Genomic DNA, 15,655 nt, shown 5'->3' on the forward strand with positions numbered 1-15,655 from the left:
TTATGATATTTTCAGAGCCTGCAAAATATTACAGCCCTTACTCAACTTTGCACAGAGAAATACTCTGCACTTCTCATAGCTGGCAAATGTCCGGCGTGCCTGTTCCACGTTTCCGTACACCTTCCAACAACCGCACAGCTTGCAGTTCTCCCCCTGATGCGTGATAAAGCCGTCCACATCTTCCAAAGGGTACCCCAGAAAAATTCCGATCTCATGGGGAAATTCCGGCTTCTCCGCAATGCGGTTCTGCAACCGCATCAGACATGCCGCCAGATCCATATCAGCGGTGTAACCATACCGCAGCAGAAAACGCCGGATTTCCGGCTGTTCCAGCCGTTTTTGCAGCAGCTTCGGGCGATACAGCAGTACCAGCTGCCGCTTCTGACAGCGGCACATAATCTGCATCTGCAATCCCCCGCGGACTGCCTGTGCATTAAACGCTGCCGCATACGCCGGAATGTCAAATTCCTCTCGGGACAAGGACACCAGACTGGCACACTTGATGCCCAGCAGTGTCGGTGCCGTAAAATGGGCAAGCTTTTTTTCGAATGTTCTGCACTCTCTTTCGGACATGGTTTCACCTCTGATTTGCAATGCTGTACGTTTTGTATACTTCAGGAAATATACAAGAGTTAGAAAAAGCTAACTACTTTCCCGAAAAAACAGAGCTTTTTCCTGCTCTGTGTAGTTAGTTTTCACTAACAATAGCTAGTATAGCATAACTCAAACCGTTTGTCAAGTGTTTTTTGCAAAAAAAATACGGAACATGCCACAGGGCACATTCCGCATTCACACATAAATCCTTTATATAGCGTTTCTCTTAGTATCTGGGTTCAAATTTGGAACAGGAGTTCAACGCCTGTGTCGTTCTTGCAGTCTGGTAGCAGGTCTGCTTTTCTGTCATTTCCACCTGGAAATAGTCCTTCGTTTTCATCTGGATCATTGTGCTGCCCATTGCACCGTTCCAATGACGGCACAACACGCATTTTTTTGCCGTTTTCAAAAGTGTGTACTTTGCCATATTCCTCACCTTTCCGTCCGGAATGCTCCGGTATTTCCGATATTCCTGCAAGTCGTCTGCCGCAGCTATGTACTCGCTGCATGGGATTCTCCTTACATACTCTATCATACACTTCATATCGGACAGGTGACTGTCTGTTCAAAAAGAATTTACAACATTTTGCTTTTTTCGAACAGCAAAAACGTGTTCCCGCAAAGATGCAATGCACGATTTTCCGTACAATCATTTTGTGGGAACACGTTCTACAGTTTTACAATATGACAGCCTTGTACGGTGTTGCCTCAATTAAACCGTTCGTCAATGACACGGGCAGTCTTTTTGGTGCTGCGGGGCAGTACGCCAACTTCTACCACTTTGACGATCGGTGTGAAGCCGATACGGCTCTTGACCTGCTCTGCAATGCGGCGGCTCAAGTCTGCGAAGTCCACATCACCGGTGGATTCCACATAGATTCGCATGGTGTCCTTGCCGTCCAGATGAGAGATGCGAATCTGGTACTCGCTGGAAATTTCATCAAATGTGCTCAGAATCTCCTCGATCTGGCTGGGGAATACGTTTACGCCCTTGATCTTCATCATGTCGTCGGTTCTGCCCATAATGATGTCGATACGCGGGAACTTGCTGCCGCAGGCACAGGTGCCCGGAATGATGCGGGACAGATCGTGTGTACGATAGCGAATCAGCGGTGCACCCTGCTTGACCAATGTTGTGATGACGATTTCGCCGACCTCGCCGTCCGGCAGATTTTCGCCGGTGACCGGATCGATGATCTCCAGATAGATATAGTCGTTCCAGTAGTGCATACCGCAGTTTTCCTTGCAGCTGATGCCGATGCCCGGACCATAGATTTCTGTCAGACCGTAAATGTCATACAGTTCAATGCCCAGTTCGCCGGAAATCCGGTCACGCATTTTCTGACTCCAACGCTCCGAACCGATAACACCCTTTTTCAGATGAATCTTGTCCCTGATGCCACGCTTGCCAATTTCCTCCGCCAGCAGTAACGCATAAGAAGATGTGGAACACAGCACGGTGCTCTCCATATCCATCATCATTTGCAGCTGCTTCTCGGTGTTGCCCGGTCCCATGGGAATGACCATTGCTCCAAGCTTTTCCGCACCGTTCTGGAAACCAATACCGGCTGTCCACAGACCGTAGCCCGGTGTGATCTGAATCCGGTCTTTTTTGGTGATGCCGGCAGTTTCATAACAACGCTTGAACTGGATTGCCCAGTCGTCTACGTCCTTGGCGGTATACGGGATAATGACTGGTGTGCCCGTAGTACCGGAGGACGAGTGGATCCGGACGATTTCTTCTTCCGGTACTGCCATCAGTCCCAGCGGATACGCATCCCGCAAATCTTTCTTTTCCGAAAACGGCAGCTTCGCGAATTCCTCCGGCGTGTGCACTTCTGTCATGCCGGCAGCTTCCAGCTTTTTGCCGTAAAAGCTGTTTGAGCGTATCAACGCCTGCATGCGATCGTTGACCTGTTCCAACTGTGTTTGTGTAATCTTCATTGTCAAAACCTCTTATTCTTCAATATGCAGTGCTTTCCGGTTCAATTCCCGAAACTGCGGCTTTACAGTACGTTCCATGGTTTCCGTCACTTCTTCCAATGTCAAAGGCAGTACCCCGCTGCGGAGTACGGCTCCCAGCATGACCATGTTCAGCACTTTCGGGGAACCGATCTTCCGGCAGGCAGCATCGCCGTCCAGCATCGTCAGATTGCCGGCATGCTTCTGCAAATAGGCAATCATTGCCGCGGCATCATAGGCACCGCCGCCCAGCGTTGCTGTTACCGGCTGAATCGGGTGCGTGTTGAGAACAACTGTTCCCTCCGATTTCAGATAAGGCAGCATGCGGACAGCTTCCGCCGGCTCAAAGCCGATCAGAAGATCTGCTGTGCCCTTGGGGAACATGGGGCTGTACAGCTCCTCTCCCATGCGGAGAAAGCTGAACACGCTGCCGCCCTTTTGTGCCATGCCAATGGTTTCCGCACTCATTACCGGAATGCCCTTTGCCATTGCCGCCGCTGCCAGCAGTTTGGAAGTCAGGACAATGCCCTGTCCCCCGACACCGCAGAGAATGATATTCTTACGCATGACAAGCACCTCCTATTGCCGCAGTGGGGCAGACCTGTGCACACAGTCCGCAGCCGGTACAAAGTGCCTGTTCGATCTGCACCTTGCCGTCCTGTAGCATGATCGCCGGACAGCCCAGTGTCCGGATACATTTCTTACACTGTATACATTTGCTCTCTTCGATCTGTGCCGGTTTGCCGGACTTGATGAGTACGGCACAGGGCGACTTGAAGATGATCGCCTTTACACCGTCCTGCACAGCCACCCGCTTTACGCAGTCAATTGCCTCCTGCAAATGCAGCGGGTTTACGGTTTCTACGGTTTTCACACCGATGCCGTGGAGCGTGTCCTCGATGCTCACCTTGTCCACCACTTGCCCCATCATGGTTTTTCCGGTGCCGGGGTGAGGCTGATGTCCGGTCATTGCTGTGGTGGAATTGTCCAGCACCACCAGCGTCATATTTGCCTGATTGTATACTGCGTTGACCATGCCGGTAATTGCCGACGCAAAAAATGTGGAATCCCCCACGAAAGCAAAACAAGTGGTATCCGGTTCGATTTTTCCAATGCCCTGCGTCATGTTGACACCGGCACCCATGCACAGACAGGTATCCACCATGTCCAGCGGCATGGCGTTGCCCAGCGTATAACAGCCAATGTCCCCGCAGAATACGCTCTTTTTGCCTTTCATCGCTTCTTTTACGGCAAAGAACGAGGCTCTGTGCGGACAGCCGGCACAGAGCACCGGCGGACGTACCGGCAGTTCCGGCGGCTGGTCTGCTGTGTTCTGCTCCGGCGGCTGCCAGCCCAGAAAGGCTGCCAAATCTGCCGCCACGCTGTCGCAGGAATTCTCTCCGGCAAGAGCCACGTCCTCTGTCAGCTTGCCGCGGATACGGGTGGGCAGGTGGTACTTGCCGCAGAGGTACACCAGTTCCTGTTCAATGACAGGATCCAGCTCCTCCAGACACAGCACCTCGTCCAGCCCCTGCAAAAACTCCACTGCCAGCTGTTCCGGAAACGGGAACGGTGTTGCCACTTTCAGCAGCCGCGGTGCAGCTTTGCCGTGCAGGGCTTCCATGGTATAGGAAAAGCTGATGCCATGGGTGGCAATGCCCTTCTGACATGCGGTATCTGTTTCCGGATAGATCCGGTTGCGGGGATAGTCGGAAAAGACACTTTGCAGTTCGGTATTCCGCTTTTCCATACGAATATGATTCTGATAGGACAGCTTGGGAAAAATCACCCACTTGGAGGAGTCTTTCACAAACCCCTCCGGCGAGTTGACCTGATATTCTGCCGCATCTTTCACCGTGATCGAAGCGTAGCCATGACAGACTCTGGTCGTCGGGCGGAACAGCACCGGTGTGTGGTAACGCTCCGAATAGGCAAACGCCTCCTGAATCATGTCATAGGCTTCCTGCACGCCGGAGGGGTCGAAGCAGGGCAGCTTGGAGAACGCCGCAAACCGCCGCGTATCCTGTTCGGTCTGCGAGGAGATCGGCCCGGGATCGTCTGCCACCAGTATCACCATGCCGCCTTTGACACCAATATATGCCAAACTCATCAGCGGATCAGAAGCCACGTTCAGCCCCACCTGCTTCATGGTCACCATGGTTCGTGCACCGCAGTACGCCGCACCGGCAGCCAGTTCCATTGCCGCTTTTTCGTTTGTGGACCACTCCACATAAATGCTGCCGTCATTGTGCTTGGCAGTCGTTTCCAGCACCTCGGTAGACGGCGTTCCGGGATAACCGGAAACCACGTTCAGACCTGCCGCAATGGCACCCATGGCAATCGCAGCATTTCCCATTAAAAATTCTGTATGCATGTTAACCTTCCAATCTGTTTTGGGAATCCCAGTCCGCTGGGAACGGCTTTTCGCAAGTCAAGATGCACAAAAGCCTGTCTTTTATTATAACGGAATTTGTTTGCAAAGTCAAGTGTTCTGCAATAAAACAAATCCCATTTTATTACACGTGCAACAAAAAACCGCCATGCACAACTGCACAGCGGCTCTCTATTTCAGGAAAATTAGGGAAACGCTGCATAAAGCCCGCCTGTCGGCTTTGCATTATTCAGTGTTTCCCTAGGAATTACTTTCTGCCCAGCACGAAGTCCCAAGTCGGATTCTTGCCTGCACCCTGCAGGGCAACGTAGTAAAGGATATAGTACACGTCGGTGGAATCTACCGAGCCGTCACCGTCAATATCGGCAGCGGCGATCTGGTCAGCGGTGAGATTGCTGGACATGCCTGCACCGCGGTATGCCACGCAGAGCATGGCTTCGAATACATCGTTGGTGTCGAGCACGCCGTCACCGGAAGCGTCACCCTTTGCAGCTGCCGGAGCCGTTGTGGTAGTGGTTGCAGTCGTTGCGGTTGTTGCTGTGGTGGTGTTGGTGGTAGTTGTTGTAGTTGTAGCTGTAGTTTCTGCGGTGGTGGTTGTGGTTTCGGTGGTGGTAGCAGCTGTTGTGGTTGATGCGGTGGTCTGCTCTGTGGTAGTCTGTTCTGTTGTGGATTCCGTGGTGGCAGTAGTGGTTGTGGTGGTGGTTGTAGTAGTCGTTGTGGTAGTTGTCATGATAGGCTGACCGGGAATCTGTTCGTTGGGATCCCAGTTATAGTGGTGTTCTGCACCACCAAGAGCACCTACACCCGGAATATCATTCCAATCTTCCTCAGATCCTGTATAATACACATCAGTCAGTTTATCACAGCGGTTAAAACAAAGGGTATTGATTTTTGAGAGTCCCTTATAAAACAAAATACTTTCCAGGCTAGTGCAGAAATAGAACGTACCGTCCTTCAAGGTCAAAACATTTTCCGGAATCGCAATAAATTTCAGAGCGGAACAGCCGTAAAAAGCGTTATTCCCTAGGCTCATAACGCTGTTCGGAAGATAGATATATTCCAGTTTGCTGCACATATTGAAAATATTATCACCGATAAAAGTGACGGAATCCGGAATAACAATACTTGTCAGTCCATCGCATTTGGCAAAGGCAGAACCGCAAATGTCGGTTACGTTCCCCGGAATTGTGATCTCTGTGAGTGCATCACAATTCCAAAATGCACCACCTCCGATTTTCTGTAGGCTGTTCGGCAATTTCACATCTTTTAAGCTGCCGCAGTTGGAAAATGTGCCGTCTGCCAATTCAGTGAATCCCTCCGGAATTTCCGCGGAAGTCAGAGAAGAACAACCGGAAAATACTTCTTTTCCTGTACTTGTCAGACCGTTCGGCAAAGTCACCTGCACCAATCCGGAACAATTATAGAATGCACTGGCACCCATACTTGTCAGACCTTCCGGAAAAGTTATCTGTTCCAATCCGGAACAACTATAGAATGCACCTTCGCCGATCGTTGTCAGACCTTCCGGCAGCGGTATCTGCTGTAATTTCAAACAGTTTTTGAATGCACGATACTCGATGGAAGTGACAGAATCCGGAATTTCCACAGAGGTCAAAGCAGAGCAATCCGAAAACATACTTTCGCTGATGCTTGTCAAGCCATTGGGCAAGGTCACCTGTTTCAGCTTGCTGCAAGATGCAAATACACCATTTCCTATCGTAGCAACAGAATCCGGAAGTGCCAGTTCCGTTAAAGCACTGCACTGGTTAAATGCCGATTCACCAATTTCGGTCAGATTTTCCGAAAGGGTAATGCTTGTCAATTCGTTACAGCCTGAAAAAGCAAACGTTCCGATTGTTTTTACACCATTTCCCATGTCCACACTTCTCAAATGACTACAGTCATTAAAAGCACGGCTTTCGATCGTGGTCACACTATCCGGTAATGTTACTTTCAGCAACTTGGACTTTGAGGACAATGCACGTTCTGCAATCGTTGTTACCGGCTTTCCCTCGATCTCCGACGGAACGATGACTGAAGTCACATCATCACAGCCTGTGATAGCCACCTCTGTACTGTCGTTAATCAGTTGGTAAGTCAACCCGTCTGCGGATTCCGCACTTGCCGCAATGGACACCCGCGGCAAAGCAACCTGCACTGCCGGCAATGCTCCGACACACAAGGTCACCGCCGTCAAAGCGGCTAAAATTTTTCCGATTTTCTTCAACTTTATTTACTCCTCTCACAAATTTTCCATGATACGAACGTATATCTTTCCACTATATATGCTAGCATTTTCTATTATACCGCAAAAAAATAAACAACTTTTTTGAGAATATTCTGTGAATTATGAAATTTGTGTTGCTGCAAATGCAAAAAACAACCCTGTATAAAACCATAAAACAGGTTCTGTACAGGGTCGCTTTTCTTTAAGAGAGGAATATTTTTGAAAGGGATTGCCTAAGGCAATACCGCACAAAGAGCATCTGGCGACTTTGCACGCCATCTGCTTGCAAATTTCTCGTCATATTTCACAAAAATGCTCGTGAATACATAAAGTGTTCACTCCGCTTTTTGTTTCATCTGACGAAAAATTTGACGACGCATCTGTCGCACAATCTTTGTGCGGTATTGCCCTAAAATTTATTCTGCCATTTCCGGCAGGTTGTTGATGATTTGCACCAAGAACCGGAGCAAAACGGTTGCGTCATTGGTATCTGTCATGCCGTTGGCATCGCAGTCTGCGTTCTGCCGTGCAGCATCATTCAAGGTTACCACGCCGGCAGTCGCCTTGTTCAGCAGCACTGCGTCTGTGATGTCTACTCTGCCGTCCAGATTCACGTCACCATACAGCACCTGTCCCAGCACTTCGGAAGAAGATGCAGTTGTCTGAGCTGTGGTTTCTGTGGTGGAGGCAACGGTTTCTGTGGTATTCTCCGAAGAAGCGGTTTCACTTGTGGTGTCTGCCGCAGAGGAAGTGGTTTCTGTTTCTGTGGTCGTGGTTTCTTCTGTGGTCGTGACTGTGGTTTCGGTCGTGCCGGACTGTCCCAGCACCTGAATGGTCAGAACAACGTCCGGACAAGTGGCAAATGTCACATGCAGGGTGTGCTTGCCCTCTGTCAGGGTTTCCAGATAGGAGCGATTGAAGCGGAACTGGCTGCCGTTGACAGCGTAATCCGTTCCCTGCTGCAATGCATTTCCGTCCTCGGTAATGCCGGTCAGCACATGTCCGTTAGTGATAATGGTAAAGATGATGTCTGTGGGATCCTGCGGATCAAAGGTCGCTTCTGTTTCTGTTGCTTCTGCATCGGGTACCGTGACCGTACCGTCATGGTACAGACCGATGTCATCGAAATACCATACACCGGTTCCCGGATTGCCGTTCTGTCCGGTGTAGAGAGAGAATTCTTTCACACCGCTCAGTGTCGGAGTTTCTGCGGCAGTGCCCCATTGCTGCACATAGAAGTCTGAGAACGGGATCTTTACCTCTGTCCAGCCTTCCTCGGCAGTGACTTTCTGAACGCTCTCCCAGTATGCACCGGCACCGTCCACAAACTGGAATGTAGTTTCGCGGTTGCTGCCGTCCGACAGGATCCAGAAGCGAATGCCGTCGAAGCCGGTCCAGTCTGCACTGCCCAGATTCTTGGTGGCACCGCAGTAGCCTGCACCGCCGTCTGTTACGCTGTAGTCGTATTTCAGGGCAGCCTTGCCGTTCTTTACATGTTCGGTGTCCAGCGAAAGGGTCAGGCTGTCACCACTGGAATTCCGCTGATATGCTGCGGCAACTGCTTTGCTGTCTGCATAGCTTTCGAAGTCGTCGATCACGCTGCGGGACTGTTCCTCCGCAGTGGAATCGTACACGCGAATCAATGCGGTCGGCTGTGCACCCTCGGTGGTAAGCAGCGTTACCTTGTGATTGCCCAGTTCCAGCGATTGCAGTGCATTTTTCGAAATGGTAACTGTAGTGCCGCTGATGCTGTAGTCGGTGTCAGCAGTCAGTGCGGTGTCGTCCAGCTGTAGTCCGGAGATGCTGCCCAGTTTGATCGTTGCCTGCAAGGTCACATCTTTCGGGTTCACAATGTCAAAGTCTGCCTTTTTCGGAGAAACGCTGTTCTGTGCATTGCGGGCATTCATACGCTCTGCATGTGCCATAATGACATCACGTGCATCATTGGTTTTCGGGTAATCCCGAAAATAAACGGTATATCCGTCATAGTCCTGATACAGGCTGCCGCCGTCCATGGAAGCCAGCATCCAGTAGTTGGTTCCGGCGAATTCTACGCCCTCGTAGGTGTTGCCCTCGAAAATGTTGAACCAGTCTGTATAAACATCGGCTCTTTCGCCCTGGTCTTTCCAGCCGAATTCTTCTGCGATCAGCGGCTTATTCATTGCCGCGGTGTCCTCGCCGTGCTTCTTGAACCAGAATTCGCCCTGTTCCTTGGTCAGTCCCCACTGGTCGCAGTACACATGCAGAGTGCCGAAGTCAATATCCGGAATCGAGGTCAGCTGTAAATAGTCCATACCGGAGCTGCCGTGGTATACATACTTGTGGTCGCCCTCCGGAAAATCGTTGTAACCATAGTTATAGAAACCTTCGTCACCAACAGCCAGCATGTGGTTGTTGTCGATAGACTTCACATAGGCACTCATTTCGGTTGCCCACTTTACAACGGTGTTGTTTTCACAGCCTGCATCGGATTCACAGCGAGGTTCATTCGCCAGTTCCCATGAGAAGATCGTGGGATCGTCCTTGTACTTTACGCCAGTATATACGTTCTCATGATTGAGCAGTGTCTTGATGTAATCCTTATACCAGCCCTTAATGGTTTCATTGGTGTAGAAGTCATCGTGACCGCTGACATTTTCCCCTGCCAGCTTTGCCCACTGGACATACTGTCCCATGCCGCCGAATGCTTCCCAGTTATTTGTAAAGGTGATCAGCAATCTGATACCTTCCTGCTCTGCCTTGTACAGTGCATAGTCCAGCTTCTGCAAGCCGTCCTCGCCTTCGTTGACGACCGGTCTGCCCAGATCGGCATCGAAATACTGATAGTACACGCCTTCCTTTTCGCCGGAGCCGTCTACGCTGTCGGTGAATACGGTGTAACCTTTATCAGAAACCTTATCCGTTTTCACACCGGCATCTAAGTTGCCCCATGTGCGGACAACTTTCAGTCCCATTTCTGCGGCATCTTCCAGCACTGCATCTACGCTTTCCTTCGGCTTGAAGTTCAGGTAGTAGTTATTGGTGCCGGCATAGTAGAATGTAGAGCCATCCAGCATGAACTGGGTGCCGTTGGTGGTAACGAATCCGCTGCGGGTATCAGCTGCATTTACGGTAAATGATGATGCAAACGGCATCATTACGGTGCTGCAGCCGAGAACGACACTGCTGATTGCTGCGATCCATTTCTTCTTCATTTTGGTTCCTCCTCATAACAATTCCAAAAGAGTGTTATCCCTGTTGATGCATAAATTCCAGATTCCGGTCGATCAGATCACACCGCTGCTTGACACAATCGGCACTGCGAAGCGGGTCCTGCGGGGTGTGAAAAGCGTAATCCAACAGTCGCTTGATGTCGGTAGTGGCAACGTGCAGCCGTGTGTCTGATGATGCATAATAAATGTATACCGTGCCGTCCGGCCGAACGATCGCACCGTTGGTGAATACCACGTTGGAAACGTCACCCACCCGTTCTCCGCCCAGCGGAGCCAGAAAATAGCCAGACGGTTCGGCAATCACTTTCCACGGCTCGTGCAGGTCTGTGACAAATACATACAATACGTAGCGAAGTCCTGCTGCCGTATTCCGCACGCCGTGTGCCAGATGCAGCCAGCCCTGTTCCGTTTCGATAGGCACCGCACCGGCTCCGTTTTTGGATTCGGTAATGGTGTGATACTTCCGCAGGCTGGTCATACGTTCTTCTTCAATCACCGCATGGGTGATGTCCTCTGCCAGTCCGAACCCGATACCGCCGCCGGAACCAGTTTCAATGAAGCCGTCCATCGGTCTGGTATAAAACGCATACTTCCCGTCTACGAATTTCGGAAGCAGGCAGACGTTCCGCTGCTGGGGGCTTTGCTTGGTCACCAGATTCGGCAGGCGTTCCCACGTGTTCAAATCCTTGGTGCGGACAATGCCTGCTGCCGCCACTGCCGCTGACAAATCGGCAGGGTCTTTGGCACTGGATTCAGAACAGAACACACCGTAGATCCAGCCGTCCTCGTGCTGAGTCAGCCGCATGTCATAGACATTGGTTTCGTCCGGATACAGATCCGGCAGCACAACGGGCTTTTCCCGAAAGCGAAAATTGTCGATGCCGTTGGTGCTCTCTGCAACTGCAAAGAAGCTTTTTCGGTCATTGCCCTCTACCCGAACCACAAGACAATACTTGCCGTTCAGATAAATTGCTCCGGCGTTGAACACCGCGTTGACTCCCAGCCGTTCCAGAAAAAACGGGTTCGTTTCCGGATTCAGATCGTACCGCCAGTGCAGCGGCACATGGTCACGGGTGAGCACCGGATTTTTCCACCGCAGGTAGATACCATTATAAAAAGAAGATTTCTCATTTTTGCGGCGGAGCAATTCTTCCTGCTTCTCTTTCTGCCGCAGATATTCAACATGATACATCTGGATTCCTCCTTATGATCTCCATACACATTCTGCCATTATGATACGGACACTTCCACGGGTCAACGATCGTCAGCTTTTTCACCGGTTTGCCGGTGATGTCCACTTTCCAAAACCATTCGCTGTTTTCCCGCGAGTCCACCAGCTGCCGCAGAATATACTTCCACACTTTCGCGGCGGCTTCGCCGTACTGTTTCTGTTCAGGATGTTTTTCCAGCATATGGACAAATCCAACGATCGCCTCTGACTGCACCCACCAGATCCGGTCTGTATCTGTCACACCTTTTTCGATTTCGTTGCAAACGGCTTCGCCGTCAAAGCCGCGTTCCAGTACAGACTGTGCCAGCACATCGGTCATGCGGTGTACCTTTTCAGCCAATGCCGCATCTCCCAGCAGATCACAGCCCCAGTCCAGTAGCCATGCACTTTCAATATCGTGTCCGTAGCTCTGGAGATCGATCAGACTGTGATAGTTCTTATCAAAGAATACCTCCTGCCGGCGTTTTTCCGGTTGGAACATGTGCTTTCCCCAGATGTCCAGCAGGGCACGCAGTTCTGTTCCCACTTCCGGTGCCTGTGTCGCCTGATACAGTCCGCTGTAGCCTTCAAAAACATGGAGCAGGGTGTTCATGGTACGCTCTGCCATAACACCGTTTTCGGAAAGCTTTTCGTTAGATTCCGGATTCCAGAAACGGTCATAGGCTTCTCCATAGCCGCCTGCATCGCGGCAATGGTTTTCCACGCACTGAAACAACTGATTCGCTGCAAACAACGCCTTCGGATTTCCGGTCAGCCGATAATAAGCAGACAGGGCGTAGATCGCAAACGCCTGATTGTAAGTGTGCTTGGTGGTGTCCAGCGGTTTTCCATCAAAAGTCACCGACCAATACACGCCGCCGGCTTTGCGATCCATGCAGTACCGCATCAAAAACCGGTACGCATGATCTGCCGCCTGCCGCAGGTCCGGACGTTTCAGCAGCATTGCCGCTTCGGAAAAAAACCAGAGGATCCGGCTGTTGAGAATACAGCCCTTTTCGGCTTTTTCATTCCGCCGCAGGTTCAGATCCACATAACTGACAAACCCGCCATAATGATCGTCCTGCAGCGACAGCCAGAACGGAATGATTTTTTGTTCCAGCATCATTTGCACTTCTGCGGTCAGTTTCATGTCCATCCCTCCTATTGTTGGCATATCTGCAATTATCGTCTGCCCTCGCTGCAGTCATCATCACAAGCCGCATCATGGGACTGAATGTATTCGACTACAGTCTGTACATCAGTAAACGCCAGACCCACATAGCTGTCTGCACAGCCATAGTAAATCGCAATTCTGCCGGTGTCGCCGTCCTGCAGGGTGGCACAGGGGAAACAAACGTTCGGCACAAAGCCACGTTCTTCGTACCACTGTTCCGGTGTCAGCAGGAAGTTCTCACAGCGGTATTTCACCCTGGACGGTTCGTCCAAATCCAGAATGGCACCGCCGATGCTGTAGACGAATCCGTTACAGGTATTGGTAACACCATGGTAAAACAACAGCCAGCCCTCACTGGTTTCGATTGGTGCTGCTCCGCCGCCAATTTTGGTATTTTCCCACCAGCGGCTGCTCTTGCCCATAACATGACGGTGGTGTCCCCAGTATTCCATGTCTTTGCTTTCGCTCAGGAAGATGTCCCCGAACGGGGTGTGTCCGCTGTCACTGGGACGGGACAGCATCAGATATTTGTCGTTGACCTTTCGCGGGAACAATACCGCGTTCCGGTTAAACGGCAGGAACGGATTTTCTACCCGCACAAATGTCTGGAAATCGGTCGTCTTTGCCATGCCGATCGCTGCACCATATGCGTCCTGACACCAGATGACATAATAAGTTCCGTCCACTTCTACCAGTCGGGGATCATATGCGTAGATCGGCTGAAACGGCTCGCCGTTCTCATCTACAAACTGGATCTTATCCGGTTCGAACTCCCAGTGGATTCCGTCGCGGCTTCTGCCGAAGTAGATAAACGGAATGCCGTTCACCTGCTCTCCGCGGAACACACCCACATAGGCACCCTGATAGGGAATCACAGCACTATTAAATATGCGGGCAACATCGGGAATCGGATTGCGGGAAATGATAGGGTTTTCGGTATAACGCCACACCGGTGCAGAACAGTTTCCCGGTCGGTTCTGCCACGGAATATTCGGCAGGCTGGCTGCCTGTGTCAAAGTCGGGTTCATATATATTGCCTCCTATTATTCCTTTACAGCACCCATTGCCATGCCGCTGTAGATCTGTTTCTGACAAAACAGGAAAATAATCAGAATCGGAATCATGGTGATAATTACGCCGGCACAGATATACTGATACTGGCTGCCCATAGGTCCGGTGAATGTGTACAAAGAAGTGGATACCACCTGATACAGGTTCTTGTCCTGCAAATACAGGTTTGCCATATAGTATTCGTTGTAGGTGCCGACACCTTTCAGAATCGCACTGGTAACGATCGCCGGTTTCAGCAGCGGCAGCAGGATTCGGAAAAATACGCCGAAATAACTGCAACCGTCCAGAATTGCCGCCTCGTCCAATGTCTTTGGCAGATTCTCGAAAAACTGCAAAAAGATATAAATGGCGATAACATCAGTCCCAAGCATCAGGAAAATGTAGCCGTAAAGCGTATTGACCAGATGCAGAACCGTCATGATCTGATAGACGGTGACCTGTGTGGCAATTCCCGGGATCAGTGCCGCAACCATGAACAGATTGCGAATCAGGTGATTGCCGCGGAACTGGAATCGGTTCAGCACATATGCCAGCATGGCGGAAATCATGGTACTGCCCACCAGCACACAAACCAGAATCAGAAAGCTGTTGAGAAACGCTTTTCCCATGTCTGCCTTTTCCCATGCCACCTTGAAATTCTCAAAGTTCAGCCAGCTTTCCGGCAGTGTCATAACACTGGTCGTGCGGTATTCTTCATCGTTTTTAAATGCCGTTGTCACACAGCTGACGATCGGCACCAGTGCACAGAATGCACCCAGCAGCAGAATCGCATACTGTAGAATCTGCTTCGGCAGTTTTTTTAGAAAGACGTGTCCCTGTTTCATTTTCTCGCCCTCCTCTTACTGGTGCGAATACCAGAATCCAACTTCTTTTCTGCCAACTTCTGCACAGCACTGACCAACAGGATCAGCACCAGCAGTACCACTGCCATTGCCGATGCCAGACCAACCTTCTGGTTGGCGTGTGCCAGCTTATCCATTAAGACAAAATAGGTCGATGTTCCGAAGCCGCCGTCTGTGATTACATAAGGGATTTCGAATACGGACAGCGAACCGGAAATGGCGAGGATCATATTCAGTACTACGATCGTGCGAATGGACGGCAGGATAATGTAACGGAACCGATGCCATGCGTTGGCACCGTCAATGGCTGCGGCTTCGTACTGAGTCTTGTCTACGCTGGCAATCGCTCCGATAAACAGTACCATGTTTTGTCCCATGTACCGCCAGATAGAAGATGCCACCAGCACCCAGTTGTTGATGCGGGTATCTTTCAGCCAGAACGGCAGCATGTCTTCGGGAATTCCCAGCAAGCCCAAAATGGAGTCCAGCACGAATCCGTGGGTATAGAAATACTTGAAAATGAATCCCACGGCAATGCCGCAGACCAAACTCGGAAAGTACAGTGCTCCGCGGAAAAAGTTTCCGCCTTTTGGATTAAAGCTGAGAATCGTTGCAAGCAGCAGTGCCAATGCCAGCTGCACAACGGAACCAACCATATAATACAGGCTGAGTTTCAGGGCATTGAAGCAATCATCTCGTGTGAAAACGTCCACATAGTTTTGCAGTCCCACAAACTTTCTGGCACCGATATATTTCATGTCGTAAAAGCTGAACTGCACCATTTTGAAAAACGGCAGATATGTAAACAGTACCAGCAGGAACAATGGTACAAACAGAAATGTCAGGGTCACTACCACTTTCTGTACATTCACATTGGACCATTGCAGCCGCCGCTTTCGTTTGGACAATCCGACTTCTGTGTGATGTTCTGCCATGTCCATGCACTTCCTTTCTGACTTCAAGCGTTATCT

Annotated in this window: 12 protein-coding genes; all 12 read right to left on the reverse strand. The window is 50.7% G+C overall.

The features are described 5' to 3' along the window. Positions 1–573, reverse strand: coding sequence for a DUF3793 family protein (locus DXB92_RS03875; protein WP_021681657.1), 573 nt, complete (start codon positions 571–573; stop codon positions 1–3). Between the two features lie 247 nt (positions 574–820). Next, positions 821–1,129, reverse strand: a complete 309-nt coding sequence (locus tag DXB92_RS03880; RefSeq protein ID WP_147330012.1) for a hypothetical protein — start codon at positions 1,127–1,129, stop codon at positions 821–823. Between the two features lie 173 nt (positions 1,130–1,302). Next, positions 1,303–2,538, reverse strand: a complete 1,236-nt coding sequence (locus DXB92_RS03885; RefSeq protein ID WP_117732576.1) for a phenylacetate--CoA ligase — start codon at positions 2,536–2,538, stop codon at positions 1,303–1,305. Positions 2,539–2,550: 12 nt separating this feature from the next. Further along, positions 2,551–3,123 carry an indolepyruvate oxidoreductase subunit beta gene (locus DXB92_RS03890; protein WP_117732578.1) on the reverse strand — a complete coding sequence of 191 codons (573 nt, stop codon included), beginning with the start codon at positions 3,121–3,123 and terminating at the stop codon, positions 2,551–2,553. Beyond that, positions 3,116–4,930, reverse strand: coding sequence for an indolepyruvate ferredoxin oxidoreductase subunit alpha (gene iorA, locus DXB92_RS03895; protein WP_117732580.1), 1,815 nt, complete (start codon positions 4,928–4,930; stop codon positions 3,116–3,118). The genes DXB92_RS03890 and iorA overlap by 8 nt, the downstream gene beginning before the upstream one ends. Positions 4,931–5,195: 265 nt before the next feature. Then, positions 5,196–7,175 (reverse strand): leucine-rich repeat protein, encoded by a 1,980-nt coding sequence (locus DXB92_RS03900; protein WP_117732582.1) that lies wholly within the window; start codon positions 7,173–7,175, stop codon positions 5,196–5,198. A 416-nt stretch (positions 7,176–7,591) separates the two neighbouring features. Further along, positions 7,592–10,369 (reverse strand): CIA30 family protein, encoded by a 2,778-nt coding sequence (locus DXB92_RS03905; RefSeq protein ID WP_117732584.1) that lies wholly within the window; start codon positions 10,367–10,369, stop codon positions 7,592–7,594. A gap of 34 nt (positions 10,370–10,403) precedes the next feature. Beyond that, positions 10,404–11,579, reverse strand: coding sequence for a hypothetical protein (locus DXB92_RS03910; RefSeq protein WP_021681648.1), 1,176 nt, complete (start codon positions 11,577–11,579; stop codon positions 10,404–10,406). Further along, positions 11,566–12,747 (reverse strand): AGE family epimerase/isomerase, encoded by a 1,182-nt coding sequence (locus DXB92_RS03915; protein ID WP_117732586.1) that lies wholly within the window; start codon positions 12,745–12,747, stop codon positions 11,566–11,568. The genes DXB92_RS03910 and DXB92_RS03915 overlap by 14 nt, the downstream gene beginning before the upstream one ends. Before the next feature lie 32 nt (positions 12,748–12,779). Next, on the reverse strand, positions 12,780–13,799 hold the full coding sequence (locus DXB92_RS03920; protein WP_117732588.1) for a glycoside hydrolase family 130 protein: 1,020 nt from the start codon (positions 13,797–13,799) through the stop codon (positions 12,780–12,782). Between the two features lie 15 nt (positions 13,800–13,814). Next, positions 13,815–14,666 (reverse strand): carbohydrate ABC transporter permease, encoded by an 852-nt coding sequence (locus DXB92_RS03925; RefSeq protein ID WP_021681645.1) that lies wholly within the window; start codon positions 14,664–14,666, stop codon positions 13,815–13,817. Beyond that, positions 14,663–15,619: a sugar ABC transporter permease gene (locus DXB92_RS03930; protein WP_117732590.1), complete on the reverse strand. Its 957-nt coding sequence runs from the start codon at positions 15,617–15,619 to the stop codon at positions 14,663–14,665. The genes DXB92_RS03925 and DXB92_RS03930 overlap by 4 nt, the downstream gene beginning before the upstream one ends. Positions 15,620–15,655 lie beyond the last annotated feature (36 nt).

Source organism: Ruminococcus sp. OM06-36AC (genome assembly GCF_003438725.1).
In the GTDB taxonomy this organism is placed as follows: domain Bacteria; phylum Bacillota; class Clostridia; order Oscillospirales; family Ruminococcaceae; genus Ruminococcus_C; species Ruminococcus_C callidus.